Origin of the sequence: Candidatus Roseilinea sp. NK_OTU-006 (genome assembly GCF_012931985.1) — a bacterium.
Lineage (GTDB): Bacteria > Chloroflexota > Anaerolineae > J036 > Brachytrichaceae > JAAFGM01.
Genome location: NZ_JAAFGM010000001.1, coordinates 1 through 15,960 on the forward strand (window position 1 = coordinate 1; position 15,960 = coordinate 15,960).

16 protein-coding genes are annotated in these 15,960 nt (G+C 65.2%); all 16 read left to right on the forward strand.

Annotation, left to right across the window (positions count from 1 at the left end):
• Positions 1 to 264 precede the first annotated feature (264 nt).
• The 16 genes from GXH28_RS00005 (at position 265) to GXH28_RS00080 (ending at position 15,960) form a co-directional block, all read left to right on the forward strand.
• The gene (locus GXH28_RS00005) at positions 265 to 1,011 is read left to right on the forward strand and encodes a GntR family transcriptional regulator (protein WP_169236948.1); all 747 of its coding nucleotides are present in this window, start codon (positions 265 to 267) and stop codon (positions 1,009 to 1,011) included.
• A gap of 13 nt (positions 1,012 to 1,024) precedes the next feature.
• Positions 1,025 to 1,465, forward strand: coding sequence for a hypothetical protein (locus GXH28_RS00010; RefSeq protein ID WP_169237216.1), 441 nt, complete (start codon positions 1,025 to 1,027; stop codon positions 1,463 to 1,465).
• 23 nt (positions 1,466 to 1,488) lie between these two features.
• Positions 1,489 to 2,301, forward strand: coding sequence for a DUF3891 family protein (locus tag GXH28_RS00015; RefSeq protein WP_169236949.1), 813 nt, complete (start codon positions 1,489 to 1,491; stop codon positions 2,299 to 2,301).
• A 32-nt stretch (positions 2,302 to 2,333) separates the two neighbouring features.
• The gene (locus GXH28_RS00020; protein WP_169236950.1) at positions 2,334 to 3,215 is read left to right on the forward strand and encodes a hypothetical protein; all 882 of its coding nucleotides are present in this window, start codon (positions 2,334 to 2,336) and stop codon (positions 3,213 to 3,215) included.
• 3 nt (positions 3,216 to 3,218) lie between these two features.
• Positions 3,219 to 4,067, forward strand: coding sequence for a hypothetical protein (locus GXH28_RS00025; protein ID WP_169236951.1), 849 nt, complete (start codon positions 3,219 to 3,221; stop codon positions 4,065 to 4,067).
• A 1-nt stretch (position 4,068) separates the two neighbouring features.
• Entirely contained in the window at positions 4,069 to 5,115 is a 1,047-nt protein-coding gene (locus GXH28_RS00030) for an aromatic ring-hydroxylating dioxygenase subunit alpha (RefSeq protein WP_169236952.1), read from the forward strand.
• Between the two features lie 73 nt (positions 5,116 to 5,188).
• Entirely contained in the window at positions 5,189 to 6,157 is a 969-nt protein-coding gene (locus GXH28_RS00035) for an alpha/beta hydrolase family protein (RefSeq protein ID WP_169236953.1), read from the forward strand.
• Between the two features lie 15 nt (positions 6,158 to 6,172).
• Complete coding sequence (locus tag GXH28_RS00040; protein ID WP_169236954.1) at positions 6,173 to 7,234, forward strand: Rieske 2Fe-2S domain-containing protein; 1,062 nt, start codon at positions 6,173 to 6,175, stop codon at positions 7,232 to 7,234.
• A gap of 36 nt (positions 7,235 to 7,270) precedes the next feature.
• Entirely contained in the window at positions 7,271 to 8,020 is a 750-nt protein-coding gene (locus GXH28_RS00045) for a hypothetical protein (protein ID WP_169236955.1), read from the forward strand.
• A gap of 17 nt (positions 8,021 to 8,037) precedes the next feature.
• Positions 8,038 to 8,991 (forward strand): hypothetical protein, encoded by a 954-nt coding sequence (locus GXH28_RS00050; RefSeq protein WP_169236956.1) that lies wholly within the window; start codon positions 8,038 to 8,040, stop codon positions 8,989 to 8,991.
• 5 nt (positions 8,992 to 8,996) lie between these two features.
• The gene (locus GXH28_RS00055) at positions 8,997 to 10,442 is read left to right on the forward strand and encodes an aldehyde dehydrogenase family protein (protein WP_169236957.1); all 1,446 of its coding nucleotides are present in this window, start codon (positions 8,997 to 8,999) and stop codon (positions 10,440 to 10,442) included.
• Positions 10,443 to 10,446: 4 nt separating this feature from the next.
• A complete protein-coding gene (locus GXH28_RS00060) occupies positions 10,447 to 11,376 on the forward strand; it encodes a hydroxymethylglutaryl-CoA lyase (RefSeq protein WP_169236958.1) in 930 nt (309 codons plus the stop codon).
• A 58-nt stretch (positions 11,377 to 11,434) separates the two neighbouring features.
• Positions 11,435 to 12,748 carry a 3-isopropylmalate dehydratase large subunit gene (locus GXH28_RS00065; RefSeq protein WP_169236959.1) on the forward strand — a complete coding sequence of 438 codons (1,314 nt, stop codon included), beginning with the start codon at positions 11,435 to 11,437 and terminating at the stop codon, positions 12,746 to 12,748.
• Entirely contained in the window at positions 12,745 to 13,257 is a 513-nt protein-coding gene (locus GXH28_RS00070; protein ID WP_169236960.1) for a 3-isopropylmalate dehydratase small subunit, read from the forward strand. Before GXH28_RS00065 ends, GXH28_RS00070 begins: the two co-directional genes overlap by 4 nt.
• A 20-nt stretch (positions 13,258 to 13,277) precedes the next feature.
• Positions 13,278 to 14,462, forward strand: a complete 1,185-nt coding sequence (locus tag GXH28_RS00075; RefSeq protein WP_169236961.1) for a CaiB/BaiF CoA transferase family protein — start codon at positions 13,278 to 13,280, stop codon at positions 14,460 to 14,462.
• A 10-nt stretch (positions 14,463 to 14,472) separates the two neighbouring features.
• The gene (locus GXH28_RS00080) at positions 14,473 to 15,960 is read left to right on the forward strand and encodes a dihydroorotase (RefSeq protein WP_169236962.1); all 1,488 of its coding nucleotides are present in this window, start codon (positions 14,473 to 14,475) and stop codon (positions 15,958 to 15,960) included.

Sequence of the window (15,960 nt, forward strand, 5' to 3'; positions counted from 1 at the left end):
TTGCGCTGTGTCGTCGCCCTGGTCTCTTTCATGGCACACCTCCCGGATATAACTGTCCTCGCATTATGCCCGCAGCGGCCTGCGGCTTGTCGTCCCTCGCTGAGATGCCGGTCTGTCAATCCACGACGACGTCCGTGATCTTCGGATGTTCACGCGGGCGAGGTCAATCTGCGCGCTTTTTGAGTGCGCTCCTGCCCCAAAACTGAAATGCACCCTGCAGCGCCGGAGTGCTTGACAGGGCAGGCGCCCTATTGTAGTATTGTCATGACATTACAACAAAGTGGCATGGTGATTGATCGCAATTCCCCCGTTCCGCTCTACTACCAGCTCAAGCAGCAGATGCTGGAGAAGATCGAGAAGGGCGAATGGAAGCCCGGCGACAGTGTGCCGACCGAGCAGGAGCTGCAGCAGAGCTACAAACTCAGCCGGACGACCGTGCGCCAGGCGCTGGCCGAGATGGTGATGGAGGGCCGGCTGACCCGCCAGCGTGGGCGAGGCACCTTCGTCGCCCAGCCCAAGTTCCAACACGACCCGCTGCGTCATCGCGGGATTGGGCAGTATTTGCTAGAGCAGGGGCTGATGCCCGGCTGGAAGGTGCTTGACGAACGTCACATCGTTGCGCCGGCTGAGATTGCCGCCCGGCTCCATCTGCCGCGCCACGCGCGCGTGTACTGCTTGCAGCGCTTACGCTTGGCCAACGACGAGCCGATCGGTTACCTAGTCTCGTATGTGCCCGAGGTGCTGGCCGAAGCGATTGACCGCAGCGCGCTGAACAAGGGCGGCTCGACCGACTATCTCAAGCGGCTGCCGCAGATGGGCGATCACTGCATTGAGCGCTCTATCGAAGCCGTCGCGGCTGGCGAGCCAGAGGCCAAGCTGCTGCGCGTCAAGCGCGGCACGCCGATGCTGTCCATCGAGCGGCTGATCGTGGCGCGCGACGGCACGCCGATTGAATTTTTGAGGGCGCGCTATCGCGGTGACCGCATGAAATACCAAATCAATTGCTCATGAACTAAACGTGACTATGCGAGACTACGGCACACCGCAACTCAAGCCCTATCAATGCTTTATGGGGCGTTGGGAAGGCTTATGCAAGACCTTCGGCCCAGACGGTGTATTCATCGAGTCCACGGCCGTACACATGGACGTGTACTGGACAGCCGAGGACACATGGCATCTACACGAGGATTTTGAGAACCTCTACGGCGTCGGCCGGCAGGTGTATGACAGCGACTTCCGCGTTGTGGGCAAGAACTGCTATGCGGAGAACGCGCTGATCAAAGTCGTCGGCACCGAACTTACGCCCTACAACTACAACTTCATCATTGACAGCGCCGTCACCCAGTCCATCGTCTTTAACAACCATTACTTCCTCGACCCCAACACGCGTCGGATCATCACGCACAAAATGCGCGACGGCAAGACAACCGTCTTTCAGATACAGGACTTCGTCCGAGTCGGCTAGGCCAAAGTCCGTCCACGCAAGCCATGATCGTCCAGTCTGCTCCCCCCGGTTCGCCGCACTTCGTGATCACCCAGGTCGATCACGCGCGATTCAGCGGGCAATTTGCGCGTGCATTTGGCAATCGGCAGTTTGCTGCGCCGCAGCCGCGCGAACTGATGACATATGTGACGGCGCATCACGACGAGGGGTGGGCTGCGGTAGACGCTGCGCCGAAGCACGACCCGCGCACAGGTCTGCCTTATCACCTGACGCAAACGCCCATGCCCGACCTGCTGCGCACCGGCGCCGGCTCACCCGACTTCAACCAGCGTCGCCATCCGTTCTGCGGGCTGCTCTCCTCGATGCACACCTATGGCCTATATCACGGCCGATACGGCCTGAGCGACACGATCGTCATCAACCGGATACCGCCGGAATACCAAGCGGACGCGCGGCGCATGTTGCAGGGCGAGTTGGAGCGCCAAGCGTCGCTGAAGGCGCAACTGCGCAGCAATCCCGAGACGGCCGAATGGGCGAGCGATGCCTTCCTGTTCCGTTGCTACAAGCTGCTGCAGTTCTTCGACATGCTCGCCCTCTACTTCAACACCACCCATGCGACCCAGCGGTCGTCGGTGACGCTGACGCATGTGCCGGCCGGACCGGATGAAGACAGAGACATCACGATCACGCCCGTCGGCGACGCCTACGCGCTCTCGCCCTTTCCGTTCGCCGAGAGCGGCATGACCTTCTGGTGCGAGGGGCGCTATCTCAGCCCGCGCGCCGAAGAGACCGACTGGGGCGCTGTGATGCGCGAGACGCCATGTCAGCGCGAAACGGTGAAATTGATCGCGCACTGAAGCAGGAAGCGCAAAATGAGACGCTCGAACCGATGACGCTTTCACTCTTCGGCCAGTGGATCGGCAACGCTGAGGTGTTCGCCGGCGACGGCCGCTTCGTGGGGAACGGCATGGATATGCGCCGCGTCCAGCGGGTGGACGATTGTCGCACGCGCGTTGATGTCGCGTTCATCGGTCCGTTCAAAGTCAGCGGCCACTACTTCATCCGCGATTGCGGCGATCATCGCATTTACGAGGGGCCGGTCAACGTCGGCTATGCCGAGACGCTGTGCGAGGGTGTGGTGGATGCGCATGCCTACTGGCCGGCGCTGGGTCTGAGCCAGCGCTTCCTGCTGGCCGTGTTGCCCGACGGCGATACCCAGGCGTCCCTTGCCCTGATGTCGCGCGGCGATCAACTGGTCTATGTCGTGGTCGGCCAGAACCGGCGCGTGGTCGGCGAGGCGGGATTGCCGGAGCTGGTGTGCGGCACGTCGCTTGACCTGGCCGATGACCCCACGGCCGGCCGTTCGGTGATGCTCCTGCATCGCCGAGGCGTCTGGCAGGGAGAGCTGGTTACATTGGATGCGCAGCGTCGCCTCATCGGCCGGGTGGCCTATTGCGAATCATTCTCCGCCGATGGCCGCGTCGCGATGACGGGTGGGTATTTTGACCCGGCGCATCGTGAGTTCTGTCTGAAAACCAACGGCTGGCAGGCCTGGACGATGCCTGATGGTGAGGTCGCCGGCAGTTGCGGCCTGGCCGGCGGACGCGCTTCTCACGGCTATTTCCATCATCTGCCGGTTCAGTTGCGCGCCTGGCGCCGCGAAGTCGTCACGCTGGACGGGACGCGCAAGGTGCTGCTGCGGCATTGGTATCGCGGCGGGGAGCGCATCGGCAGCGAGTTCGGCGTGCTCGCGTTCAACCCTGGAGGATGAGCGATGGCGGGCGACGCTTTTCTGGGCCGCTGGCGGGTGACCGAGTATGTCTTTGACGACCTCGGCGCGCTTGTCGGCGTGAATTACCAGCAGCGCGAGCTGGAGCGCCTCGCTGAATCGCGCATCCGCGTGACGCAGCGCTGTCGGCCGGACGCCATGTTGGCGCAGCATCCCATGGCGGCCTTCGCCGGCGAATGGGTCTTTGATCTCGCGCTCGAAGGCCGGGTGCGTCGCTATCTGGGGCCGGACGTGGTGGGCGCCGCGGTGCGCTGGGGCAGCGACGCGATGACCGGCCGCGGCGTTTGGCCCCGCTTCGGCCACAACTTCGTTTCGTGGTCCGTGATGGTGACCCCGCGACGGCAGTTGACCGGTGGGCGATTCTTCCGCGCCGGCGCGTGCGTGGCGCACATCATCGGCGTCGGGCAGGCGCTGACGCCCATAGACGAGCCGGCGGGCTATCCCTCGCTCGATCTCGCGGCCCGTCCGGAATCGTTGGCGCACGAATGGCGCGGCGCGCGGACGCGCTTTGATGCCGATGGTGACTGCCTGGGCGAGGAACCGCTCGCGCGCTGCTATCACGCGAACGGTTGGCGCGAGGACGATTGGCCGGTGGAGTGGACGGCCTGCGGCGACGATCTGCGCGTCGCCGGGTTTGGCCTGGATGCCGTGGCCCGGCGGGTGGGGCCGTCGTTCGAGTTGGAAGGCGCGCTGGCCGATGGCGCGCATATCTCGATGCTCGAAGTGTTAGACGCCGCGACGCGCACGTTGGTGGGCATCCATCGCGTGATCGAAGCGGAACGCTTGCAGCGCGTGGCGGTGATCCGGCTAAGCGCTGTTGTGGAGGGAGAGTGACATGCTGAAAAACTTTTGGTGGCCAATCGAATTCAGCGAAGCCATCACGCGCGAACCGAAGCCGTTGCGCGTGATGGGCAAAGCGTTCTGGGCCTATCGCCAAACCAATGGTCAAGCGGTGATCATGCGCGACCTGGATATGGCCGCGCGCCGGCCGTTGGGCGCGGTGCGCGTCGAAGGCGACGACCTGGTCGCCCAAAACGGCCGGCGCTACGCATCCGATGGTTCGGCGGGCGAAACGTATGCGCTGGCCTATCCGACGCAGGACCGCTACGGCTGGTGCTTCGTCTTCTTCGGCGACCTGCCGGAGTCTGAACGCATCCCGATTCCCCACTTGCCTTACATCGAGGACACCGCCACTTACAAGGTCGTGCATGGCAACTTCGAGTGGAACGTGCATTACGCTCGTGCGTTGGAGAACGGCGTGGATGCCGCGCACACGCCGTTTGTGCACGGCGGCGCGTTCGGCAACCCGGACGAACCAGAAATTGAGGATTACCAAGTCGAATCTACCGAGACCAGCGCCATGGCGACGATCCATCTCAAGCCCACGCCGGCTAAAGGTCTGTGGAGCCGCATCTACACCAGCAAGAAGCGCGATACGGTGGTGAGGACCGTCGTCGGCTGGTGGATGCCGAATATCTCCATCCTGGAAGTGCATCTGCCGATGGGCACCCTGATGATCTACAACGCCCACGTGCCGGTGGATGATATGAAGACGGTGAGCAAATATATCGGCCTGCGCACCTTCTTCAAGGGCAGTTGGGCCGATGGCAACATGCACCAGCGCGTGATCAAGATTTTTAAGCAAGACCAGAAAGTGGTCGAGGCGCAGCGCCCGGAGATTCTGCCCTATGACTTGGGCGCCGAATTGCACGTGCGCAGCGATGCGATTCAGATCGCATTCCGCAAGACCCGGCAGCGCTTCTTCGACCGAGGCTGGGGGCTGTATCCGCGCGGCAAAGCGCAGGACGACATCGAAATCCCGTCGCCCTATCGGCTGGCGTTGCGCCAGGATGCTGCGCGTTTGGAAAGCATGGCTGCTTGAGGGGGAGGCCAGGGCAGGGGGTGGGCGAGGGCGCCGCCTTCGCCCACCGGCTCACTTGAGGAATGTTGCGCCGATGATTCGCTCGCTCTACACGGCCGTCAGAGCTGAAGGCGCGCCGGCGCCGTTCGACACCTTGCACCTCAAGGTGTTCTATCCGGCCGCGCCGACCGGCGGCGCAGCGGAGCGCATGACCGGCGTCCTCCCGGCCGATCTGGCGCGCGGGCGGATGCCGGTGGTGATCTTCTTCAACGGCATCAACATCGGGGCCGAGTCGTATGCCTGGTTGGCGATCGCGCTGGCGCGGCAAGGCATCGTCGTCGTGTTGTTCAACTGGGTGGGCGAGACCCTGCCCGGCGTGATCGGCCTGACCAACGGGCTAGACCTGACGCGGGTGACGCCGCAAACCTACGGCAGCGCGCCGACAGCGCCGGCCATCGCGCCGATGCTGGACGAGTTGGAACGGCTGGATCGCTCTGGGCCGTTGCAGGGTGGGTTGGCGCTGGATCGCGTGGTGCTGGGCGGCCATTCGGCCGGCGGCACGGTTGCGCTGCACAACGCTAACCCGCGCTACTTCCCCCACGTGGTCGCCGGCTTCAGCTACGCCGGCCACACCATGGCGGCGACGATGCTGGGCTTTGCGCCGGGGACGGTGCTGGCCTGCGCGTCCGACCTGCCGTTGTTGCTGATGGGCGGCGGGCGCGATGGCGTGATCGCCGCCAGCGGGGCGCGTTACGGCCAGGCGGGTGATCCCGTTGCGCCTGTGCGCCGCACGTTTGATGAGGGCATCGCCGGCGCGCGCGGCGATCGCCATCTGGTGATCTGGCGCGGCGCCAATCATTTCACCCTGGCACATCCGCTCGACGAGACGGCCGGACGCAGCTTCCTCGATTGGCCGCCGGAGGGCGATGAGTCGGCCATGCGCGCGCGCATGGCCGAGGTGATCGGCGCATTCATCCTGTCGGCGGCCTGCGGCGATGCTGCTGCGTCTGCGCGTCTGCGCGCGTTATCCAACGATGCGTCCGTGGAATGGCGCACGAAATAAGCGAGGTGAGATGAAATGCTCAAGAACTTTTGGTGGCCGCTGGCCTTCAGTAAGGAAGTCAGCCGTAAGCCGATGCGCGTGACGGCGCTTCAGGAAGAGTTTGTTTTGTATCGCTTGCCCGATGGCCGCGCGAATGTGCTGAGCGATTTGTGCGTACATCGGGGCGGTGCGCTGAGCGACGGCTGGACGCAGGAGGATCGCATCGTGTGTCCCTATCATGGATGGGAGTTTCGCGCCGATGGCGCCTGTGTGCGCATCCCTGCCAATCCGCCCGGTGCCCCTGTGCCGCGCAAAGCGCGCGTGGACGCCTATCCGACGGTCGAGCAGATGGGATGGGTGTGGGCTTTCCTCGGCGACATCCCCGCCGCCGAGCGTCCGCCGATGCCGACGCTCCAAGATGCCGGCGCGGCGATGATTTTGAGCGGGGCGATCACCTGGCGTGCGCCCTACGAGCGCGTGATCGCTCACCTAGTCCAGCCGCCCATCGCTATGCTGGCGCTGGATGGCGAATTTGCGCCTGAAGCGCCACAGCTCAGCGCGCTGCACGCCGCTGAAACGCCCTGGGGGGCGCGCCTGACGGCCGTGTTGACTCCGCCGCCTTACCTTGTGCGCGGCTGGCTTGGCTTAACGCGGCGGCGCGTGCCCGCCTTATCCTGCGAGGCCTTGGTGGCCTTTCACATGCCCTGCATCACGCTCTACCGCGCCGGCGACGATCACATGATGATGGCGCACGTTCCGGTGAACCCTGAGACGACCACCACCCGTTGGATGGTGGCGCGGCGGTCAAGTCAGACCAACGCTGAAGTCGCGCGCCGGCGCGTGATGGCGGCACTGGAGCGGCTGCGCCCTGAGGTGGAAGGTCAGCCTGCGCCGGAAACGCTCCTCTTTTGTGCCTTCCGCCGCCTGTGCGACGAAGCCATCGCCCGCGGCTGGGGCATAGATGCGCACCTGATTCAGGCGGAATACGCCAACATCAAAGCCGTCGTCATTCCCTCGCCGGCGCGGCGCGAGGTGCCCGAACTGGCCGCGGCGTGGGTGATGAAGGAGGCGCCCACCATCAAGCCGCACGACGCCTAACACCGACGAACGCGCAACCATGCACACCCGACACCCATGTCACTCGCCCAACAACTAAGCCATGAGACGCTGGACAAGATCGTCCGGCGGTTCGCTTTGCGCGAGATCGGCGATCCGTTCATCGCGCTGACCAGCCTGATGGCGCCGCAGCCGGTCGGCGCGTGCCGACTGTTCGCCCCGCCGCCGGAGAGCGCCGCCGATGGTGCGGAGCGCGTGCGCAAGGTGGTGTACATCGGCATCACCGTGCCGCCTATCGGGCTGGACTCGCACATGTTCTTCGCCTTCACGCCGCCGGAGAGCGCCGTGCCGCATTTCACGCTGGATAGCGTGCTGGCCGGGCCGAGCTTCGCCTTCCATCTGGACCTGATCCCCCGCGTGGACTTGGGGGCGAATCTGGCTTACATGAATGAAGTCTTCATGCCGCTGACGGCAAGCTTCGAGCAGGCGAAGCAAATCGCAGGGTTGATGCCGGCCAGCCTCTCGCCGCGGCAGTATGCCCTGATGTCGCCGTGGATGTTGGCCTACCGCGCGACGGAGGAAGCCTATGCCCAATGCGCGCCGCACATCGAGGCATACCTGCGCCACTGGTTTAGCTTGGTCGAAAACGGCATTCGCGCGCCGATCGCCATGACGCCAGCGCAGTTGGCCGAACGTGACCGCGCAAATCGTCGCGCCATCTTCAGCTACGAAGTGGATCCGGTATGGAGCCAGATCGAACGGTTGCTCGGCAGAGCGATGAACCTGCGGCTCATCGAAGTGCTGCGCAACCCACAAGTCGAATCCTGACGACACCATTGCTGCCCATGTCTCAGCCCAGCGAGTTCCAAAAGCGCATCAGCGGTGAATGGCACGGTTATCCGAGCACGTTCGACCGCGAAGGCAATCATTTGGGTTACAACAAGGTGGATCGCCAAAGCATCTTCGATCCAGCGACCGGCGCGACGACTTACATCATGCACACGCGCTTCCACGATTTGCCGTCGGTGGACTTCCATCGCTTGGCGACGCCCGACGGCTTCAAGTTCGGCGTGAGCGACGGCGACCGGGATCGCGTTTACCTGGGGCCGGATTTCTACGGCAGCGGCCAGCCGTATGGCAGCTTGGTCAACTCGCGCTACTACTCCCCATTTTGGTGCTGCGACCTGAATACGCTGAACTGGGTGCTGGACGATGGGCAGACGCAGGTGTATTCCTCGTTGCTTTACGAAGGGCCGACGCTCAAATACGTCTTCAACGGGCTGTATCGGGTGGCGCATGATTACCACACCAACCCGGCCACGCGCGCCGAGATAGACGCATTTTGCGAGCGCGAGCGCGTCAACGGCCCACAACCGCATGTGCTGCCCGCCAAGCGCCACGGCAGGTTTGAGGGGAACATGCACGTCTATCGCGCCGATCAGACGCGCGCCGGCGATGCCCACGTGCGCATCACATACGCGCCCACCAGCCTGCTGACGGCCGCGCAGACTGTCGAGGTCGAAGCGCCGGTCGAGACCGGCCTAAGCCGGCGTTACACCTTCCATCGCGCCCGCGAGGTCAACCGGCACACCTTTCACGGCCCCGACGTGTTCGGCAACGGGCTGGCTTACGGGCGCGCGCTTTTCATCTCGCAACATTTCGCCAGCGCGCCGCTGCGGATTGAGGGGCGCGAGTTCCTGTTGGATGAGCGTTACACGTTGGCTAACGTGTGGATGGTGCATCAGAGCAATCGGCTGGCCTACGTCATGTTTGGCGTCTTGCATTGGACGGAGCAGTAGTCCCCATGAGTCGCTACGGGCTGTTCATCGGCGGCCGCGAAGTCGCCGCGAGGACGGGCGAGGCATTCCCCAGCGTCGCGCCGGAGAGCGGCGACGTGCTGGGCTATGCCGCCCGCGCCGGCTTGGACGACGTGAACGCGGCGGTTGAGGCCGCGCGCGCGGCGTTCGCCGCTTGGGCGGGTTTGCCTCCCGGCGAGCGCGAGCGCATCCTGCTGCGCTGCGCCGATGCCGTCGAGACGGCCGCGCCGCGCCTGCTTGAGCTGGTGATTGACGAGAGCGGCTCGACGATCACCAAGGCGCGTTACGAAGTGCAATACAGCGCGGCTGTGCTGCGCGCCGCGGCCGGCGAAGCGCGCCGCCTCTACGGCGACACCTTCCCCAACGATCGCCCGCATCGTCTGTCGTTGGTGGTGCGCGAACCGCTGGGCGTCGTGGCCGTCATCTCCCCGTTCAACGCGCCGTTGGCGCTGCTGGTGAAGATGATCGCCTTCCCGCTGGCCGCCGGCAACACGGTCGTCGCCAAGCCCAGCGAGGAGACGCCGCTGGTGGCGATCGCGCTGGCGCGCGTGTTGCATCAGGCCGGCCTGCCGGCGGGCGTCTTCAACGTGATCACCGGCTATGGCGAAGAATGCGGCGCGCCGTTGGTGAAACACCCCGACGCGCGCGGCGTTGCCTTCACCGGCTCCACTGCCGTCGGCGCGCGCATCGCCGCGCTGGCAGCGCCGCACATGAAGCGCCTGCAGCTCGAACTGGGCGGCAAAAATCCCTTGGTTGTGCTGCGCGATGTGGATGTGACGCAGGCTGCTGAGGTCGCCGCCGTAGGCGCGTTCTATCACGCCGGCCAGATTTGTATGAGCAGCGCGCGCGTGATCGTCGAGCAACCCATTGCCCGGTCGTTCGCCGAGGCATTGGCGCGCAAGGCCGAAACGTTGTACTTGGGCGACCTACGCGACGCGCGCACGGCCTACGGCCCGCTGATCCATACGCGCGCCGTTCAAAAGGTGCATGCGCACGTGCAAGACGCCCGGGCGCGCGGCGCGACGCTGCTGTGTGGCGGGAGCATCCATCACGGCAACACCTACCGTCCGACTGTGCTCTTCGAGCCGCCACGCGCTGGCCCGGCCTGGTGCGAGGAGACGTTTGGGCCGGTGGTGAGCGTCGTCGGCGCTGCCGATCTGGACGAGGCGATCGCCCTCGCCAACGACAGCGCATACGGCTTGAGCGCCGGCGTGCTCACGAACGACCTGCGGCGCGGCCTCACGGCGGCGCGGCGCATTCGCGCCGGTTCGGTTCACGTCGGCACGCACTCATTTTGGAGCGATGCGCTCGCGCCGATTGGCGGCTACGGCATGAGCGGCATCGGGCGCAGCGGCGGCAAATACTCCGTCGCGCATTTCACCGAGCTGAAATGGATGAGCATCGAGCTGGGCGAGACGCCCCGACCATTTTAATCCCATGAACGTCCCAACGCGCGTCACCCTAGTGGAAGTCGGCCCCCGCGACGGGTTTCAGATGGAGCGGGAGTTCATCCCGACCGACCTCAAAGTGGAGATCATTGATTTGCTCTCGTCATCCGGTGTGCCGGCTATCGAAGCCACGTCCTTCGTCAATCCCAAAGTCATTCCGCAGATGGCCGACAGCGACGCCGTGATGCAGCGCATCCGGCGGCGCCCCGGCGTGCGCTACTGCGCGCTGATCCTGAACGTGAAGGGCGCGCAGCGCGCGATCGCTGCCGGCGTGGATGCGGTGCGCTTCGTGGTTTGTGCCAGCGAGACCTACAACCAAAAGAACATGAACATGAGCGTGGCCCAATCCCTGGCTGCGCTGCGCGAAGTGGTTGCGATGTGCGCGCCGATCGGCATCCACGTCGAGCCGGCCGTCTCCGTGGCGTTCGGTTGCCCCTTTGAGGGCGAAGTGCCGGAAGCGCGCGTCATCGCCCTGGCCGAGGCGTATGCGGCGTTGGGCCTGCGCGACATTTGTATTGCCGACACGGTGGGCTTGGCCAATCCGCGCACCGTCCGCCGACTGCTGGGCGAGCTGCGCGCGCGTCTGCCGGATTGCGCCTTTGCATTACATCTGCATGATACGCGCGGCCTGGGGTTGGCTAACGCGCTGGCGGCGATGGACGTCGGTGTGACCACCTTTGAGTCGTCGCTCGGCGGATTAGGGGGTTGCCCGACGACTAAGGTGTCCACCGGCAACGTCAGCACCGAGGACTTGGTGAACCTGTGCGACGAGATGGGCATCGAAACCGGCGTGGATGTTGAGATCATCTGCGAGGCCTCGCGTCGTATGCAGGAGTTCCTTGGCCGGCCGCTGCCCAGCCATGTCCTGGCTGCCGGCACGCGCCGCATGTTGTTCACCGGTGTCAGTCAGCCGTGTTGATTCGTGCATCGCTCGCGTCTCGCTCGCTGCGCGGACGCATGTTGTGAGACCAAGAGCCATGACCCAACAGACGATTGCCGAGAAGATCCTTTCGCGCGCGGCGCGGAAGCGCGTGCGCGCCGGCGAGATCGCCATTGTGCATGTAGACGGCGCGATGGCGACCGACGCGACCGCCCCGCTGGCCATTCAGGCTTTCCATGAGATGGGCGGGCGGCGCGTGTGGGACGCGCGTCGTGTGGCGTTCGTCCTCGACCATGCTGCGCCCGCGCCCAATGAGCGCATCGCCAATCTGCACGCGATGATGCGTCAATTCGCGCGCGACCAAGGTTGCCATTTCTACGATGTCGGCGAGGGCATTTGCCATCAACTCATGGTCGAGCGCGGCCATGTGCGACCTGGCGACCTGTTCCTCGGCGCAGACTCGCACACGCCGACCTGCGGCGCGCTCAATGCTTTCGGCGCCGGCGTCGGCTCCACCGATCTGGCGGGCATCTTGCTCACCGGCAAGACCTGGCTCCGGGTGCCTCACAGCATCAGGATCGAGCTGGTCGGCGCATGGCCGCTCGGCGTGACCGCCAAAGACCTGGCGCTCTTCCTGGTCGGGCGCGTCGGCCTGGAGGGCGCGCACTACCACTGCGTCGAGTTCACCGGCGAGGCGATTGAGCCGCTGCGCTTGAGCCAGCGCATGACGCTGGCGAACATGACCAGCGAGATGGGCGCCAAGGCCGGCATCGTCGCGCCGGCGGGCTTGCGCTTGCCGTACGACTTCGCGCCGGTCAACGCCGACCCCGGCGCGGCCTACGCGCGCGCGCTGCGCTTCGATGTGTCGCGCCTGACGCCGCACGTGGCGCTGCCGCACTCGCCCGACAACGTCGTGCCGATTGCGCGGGCCAAGGGCGTCAAGATCAACGCCGGCTTCATCGGCAGTTGCACCAACGCGCGCCTGGACGATCTCCAACAGGCCGCGGCTGTGCTGCGCGGCCGCAAGCTTGCGCCGGGCGTGCGTTTGCTGATTGCGCCGGCGTCGCGCGCGGTCTTCAATGCGGCGCTGCGCGATGGCACGATCGCTGCGCTGAGTGAGGCCGGCGCGACGTTCATCGGCGCCGGCTGCGGCCCGTGCGTTGGCACGCACGAGGGCGTGCCGGGCAACGGCGAGGTGGTCATCTCCTCGACCAACCGCAACTTTCAGGGGCGCATGGGCAACCCGCGCGCGCAGATTTACCTCGCCTCGCCGGCCGTAGTGGCCGCCAGCGTGCTGGCCGGCGAAATCTGCGAACCCGCCGATGTCGTTCCCGACGCCTCAAACAGTCTCCCGCGGATGTCGGAGACGCCGGCGGCTCCGGCGCCGACTGACGCAATTCCGACCCTATGAATGTGATACTCGGCTTGGCCCACGTCTATGACGTGAACGACGTAGATACCGACCGGATCATCCCCGGCAAATACACCAAGACCCTGGACGTGCGCGAACTGGCCAGACACGTCTTGGAAGACCTCGACCCGACGTTCGCCGGACGCGTGCGCCCTGGCGATGTGCTGGTTTTCGGCAACAATTTCGGCTGCGGTTCCTCGCGCGAGCAGGCGCCGGCGGCGATCAAGGCAGCCGGCGTCGCCTGCGTCGTTGCCCGTTCGTTTGCGCGCATCTTCTATCGCAACGCCATCAACATCGGCCTGCCGCTGATTGAGCTGGCCGAGGCGCATGACATCGCCAATGGCCACACGGTGCGCGTCGAGCTGCAACGCGGAGAAGTGATCAACTGCGCGACCGGCCGCGTCTTCCGCGCCGCGCCCATGCCGGCGGTGATGGTGGACATCCTGCGCGCCGGCGGTCTGGTCAACTACCTGAAGCAGCATGGGGACTACGTGATCCGTGAAATTTAAAAGAAGACCCAAAACGCACTATGTCTCTCCCATCTTTCGCCGATCTTAAAGTCATCGAGTTCAGCCATGCCATCCTCGGCCCGTCCTGCGGCCTGATCCTGGCCGACCTCGGCATGGACGTGCTCAAGATCGAGCCGGTCGAGGGCGACCCGACGCGCGCGCTCAAAGGCTTTGGGGTGGGCTACTTCCCGATGTTCAATCGCAACAAGAAGAGCCTGGCGTTGAACCTGAAGAGCGACGCCGGCCGGGCGATTGTGCTGAAATTGGCCGAGCAAGCCGATGTGCTGCTGGAGAACTACGCCCCGGGGACGATGGACCGCCTGGGGCTGGGCTACGAGGTGCTGTCGCAGCTTAACCCGCGCCTAATTTACTGCGCGCTCAAGGGCTACTTGCCCGGCCCCTACGAGAAGCGCGTGGCGTTGGACGAGGTGGTGCAGATGCAGAGCGGCATCGCCTACATGACCGGGCCGGTGGGCCAACCCCTGCGGGCGGGCGTCTCGGTGGTGGATGTCCTGGCCGGCGCATTCAGCGCGTTAGGGGTGTTGGCCGCATTGCGTGAGCGCGACCGCACCGGACGCGGGCAACTCGTGCGCGGCGGCCTGTTCGAGTCGGCGGCTTATCTCGTCGGTCAGCACATGGTGTATCAGCCCCTCCTCGGCGAGCCCATCCCACCCATGCCGGGCAAGCCACGCTCATGGGCCATCTACCAGCCCTTCGAGACGCGCGATGGCGACCTCGTCTTCGTCGGCGTCACCAGCGACAAGCACTGGCAGCGCTTCTGCGAAGTCTTCAACCGCCCCGACCTGCTGGCCGACGAATCGCTGGCTACCAACAACCAGCGTTACCACGCCTTCGAGCGCTTGACCGCCGATCTGACGGCCATGTTCAAGCAGATGAGCACATCCGAGGTGCTGGCTGGCTGCGAGCGCGCGGAGATCCCGTTCGCGCCGGTCGCGCGCCCCGAGGATTTGCTCGAAGACCCGCATCTGTTGGCGGCCGGCGCGCTGTGGCGCGTGCAGGTCGGCGAAGCGGTGAGCTGCAACCTGCCGGCGCTGCCGCTGGCTTTCAGCCGTGGCCGGTTGGAACTGCGCCGGCAACCGCCCAAGGTCGGCGAACACAGCGCCGAGGTGCTGCGCGCGCTGGGATACACCGAGGCCGAGATCGCGCAATTGAAACGCGCGGGCGTGATAGGCGGTTGTGAATGATCACGGCCGCATGGAGCAAACCAGCATGGCACAGCTCGATTTGATCATCAAGAATGCGCGCGTGGTTCGCCCCAACGCGACCGACATCCGGCCCATGGACATCGGCATCGCCGACGGCCGGATCGCCGCGCTAGCGCCGACCCTGGCTGCAGAGGCTGCGCAGACCCTCGATGCGACCGGGTTGCTGGCCTTCCCCGGGGCCATTGATGCACATACCCACATCGGCATCTATGTCCCGCCCCACGAGGACGCGCTCACCGAATCGGCGGCTGCCGTCAGCGGCGGCGTGACCACGTTGATCACCTATGCGCGCACCGGCAGCCTCTACCTGAATCGCCGCGGGTCGTGGCGCGAGTTTTACCCGGAGCTGCTGCGCCAAAGCGAAGGACGCTACTACACCGACTATGGCTATCACATGTCGCCCATCGAGGGGCGGCAGATCGCCGAGATGGAATATATGCTGTGCGAGGGCGGCGCGCCCAACTTCGGCGAGGTGTTCATGTTCTATGGCCTGCATGGCCTACATGGCCGCAGCGATGCGCAGGCCCAGTGGCTCATGCTCGGCGAAGGCGACCATTACGACCTGGCGCATTTTGATTTCATTTGTCGCGAGGCGGCGCGGTTGCAGCGTGCGTATCCTCAATGGGCGCCTTACATCCAGGTCAGCTTTCACTGCGAGACGCCGGAGCTGCTGCGCGCGTATGAGGCCCGCATCCAACGCGACGCCGATATGCGGCGTCGCCCCCCTCTGCAGCAATACAGCGCCGCCCGGCCGCCGCACAGCGAGGCCGTCGCCATCGGCATCGTGGGCGCCCTGGCCCACGCTGCCGGCTTGGGCCAGGTCAACATCTTGCACATCACGTCGCGTCAGGCCATGGAGGCCGCGCTGCGCGTCCGCGATAGCTATCCCGAGGTGACGTTCGGCCTGGAGGCGACCGCCGGCCATCTGCTCCTAGACGATTGCGCGCCATGCGGCGTGTGGGGCAAGGTCAACCCGCCCCTGCGCTCGCGCGAAGACGTCGAGTGCCTGTGGGCCCACGTGCTGAACGGCGCCATCGAGTGGCTGGTGACCGATCACGCCAACTGCCCGCGCGCGATGAAGGTGGATCCAGCCGACCCCGACGACGTCTGGAAGGCGAAAGCCGGTTTCGGCGGCACGGAATATCTCCTGCCGGGCATCTTCAGCGAGGGCACGAAGCGCGGCCTCTCGCCGAACCGCGTGGCTGCGTTGGTGAGTTGGAATCCGTCGCGTCGCTTTGGCCTATCGCGCAAGGGCGACATCGCCGAGGGCTTCGACGCGGATATTGCATTGCTCGACCCGAATGAGGCATGGACGATTCGCGCCGCCGATTCGTTCTCGGCGCAGGGTTATACGCCGTTTGAGGGGATTCGGGTGCGGGGTCGCGTGAAGCATACCTTCGTGCGCGGCCAGCACGTGTTCAGTGAGGGTCGGATCGTCGGGCAGCCGGTTGGTCGGTATGTCCGGCGGCCCATGTAA

Excerpts from the sequence above, each read along its gene's own strand:
- GXH28_RS00035 (WP_169236953.1), top strand. The coding sequence starts at position 5,189 with ATGATTCGCTCGCTCTACACGGCCGTCAGAGCTGAAGGCGCGCCGGCG.
- GXH28_RS00020 (WP_169236950.1), top strand. The coding sequence starts at position 2,334 with ATGACGCTTTCACTCTTCGGCCAGTGGATCGGCAACGCTGAGGTGTTC.
- GXH28_RS00075 (WP_169236961.1), top strand. The coding sequence starts at position 13,278 with ATGTCTCTCCCATCTTTCGCCGATCTTAAAGTCATCGAGTTCAGCCAT.
- GXH28_RS00070 (WP_169236960.1), top strand. The coding sequence starts at position 12,745 with ATGAATGTGATACTCGGCTTGGCCCACGTCTATGACGTGAACGACGTA.
- GXH28_RS00040 (WP_169236954.1), top strand. The coding sequence starts at position 6,173 with ATGCTCAAGAACTTTTGGTGGCCGCTGGCCTTCAGTAAGGAAGTCAGC.
- GXH28_RS00080 (WP_169236962.1), top strand. The coding sequence starts at position 14,473 with ATGGAGCAAACCAGCATGGCACAGCTCGATTTGATCATCAAGAATGCG.
- GXH28_RS00055 (WP_169236957.1), top strand. The coding sequence starts at position 8,997 with ATGAGTCGCTACGGGCTGTTCATCGGCGGCCGCGAAGTCGCCGCGAGG.
- GXH28_RS00065 (WP_169236959.1), top strand. The coding sequence starts at position 11,435 with ATGACCCAACAGACGATTGCCGAGAAGATCCTTTCGCGCGCGGCGCGG.
- GXH28_RS00025 (WP_169236951.1), top strand. The coding sequence starts at position 3,219 with ATGGCGGGCGACGCTTTTCTGGGCCGCTGGCGGGTGACCGAGTATGTC.
- GXH28_RS00050 (WP_169236956.1), top strand. The coding sequence starts at position 8,038 with ATGTCTCAGCCCAGCGAGTTCCAAAAGCGCATCAGCGGTGAATGGCAC.
- GXH28_RS00010 (WP_169237216.1), top strand. The coding sequence starts at position 1,025 with ATGCGAGACTACGGCACACCGCAACTCAAGCCCTATCAATGCTTTATG.
- GXH28_RS00030 (WP_169236952.1), top strand. The coding sequence starts at position 4,069 with ATGCTGAAAAACTTTTGGTGGCCAATCGAATTCAGCGAAGCCATCACG.
- GXH28_RS00045 (WP_169236955.1), top strand. The coding sequence starts at position 7,271 with ATGTCACTCGCCCAACAACTAAGCCATGAGACGCTGGACAAGATCGTC.
- GXH28_RS00005 (WP_169236948.1), top strand. The coding sequence starts at position 265 with ATGACATTACAACAAAGTGGCATGGTGATTGATCGCAATTCCCCCGTT.
- GXH28_RS00015 (WP_169236949.1), top strand. The coding sequence starts at position 1,489 with ATGATCGTCCAGTCTGCTCCCCCCGGTTCGCCGCACTTCGTGATCACC.
- GXH28_RS00060 (WP_169236958.1), top strand. The coding sequence starts at position 10,447 with ATGAACGTCCCAACGCGCGTCACCCTAGTGGAAGTCGGCCCCCGCGAC.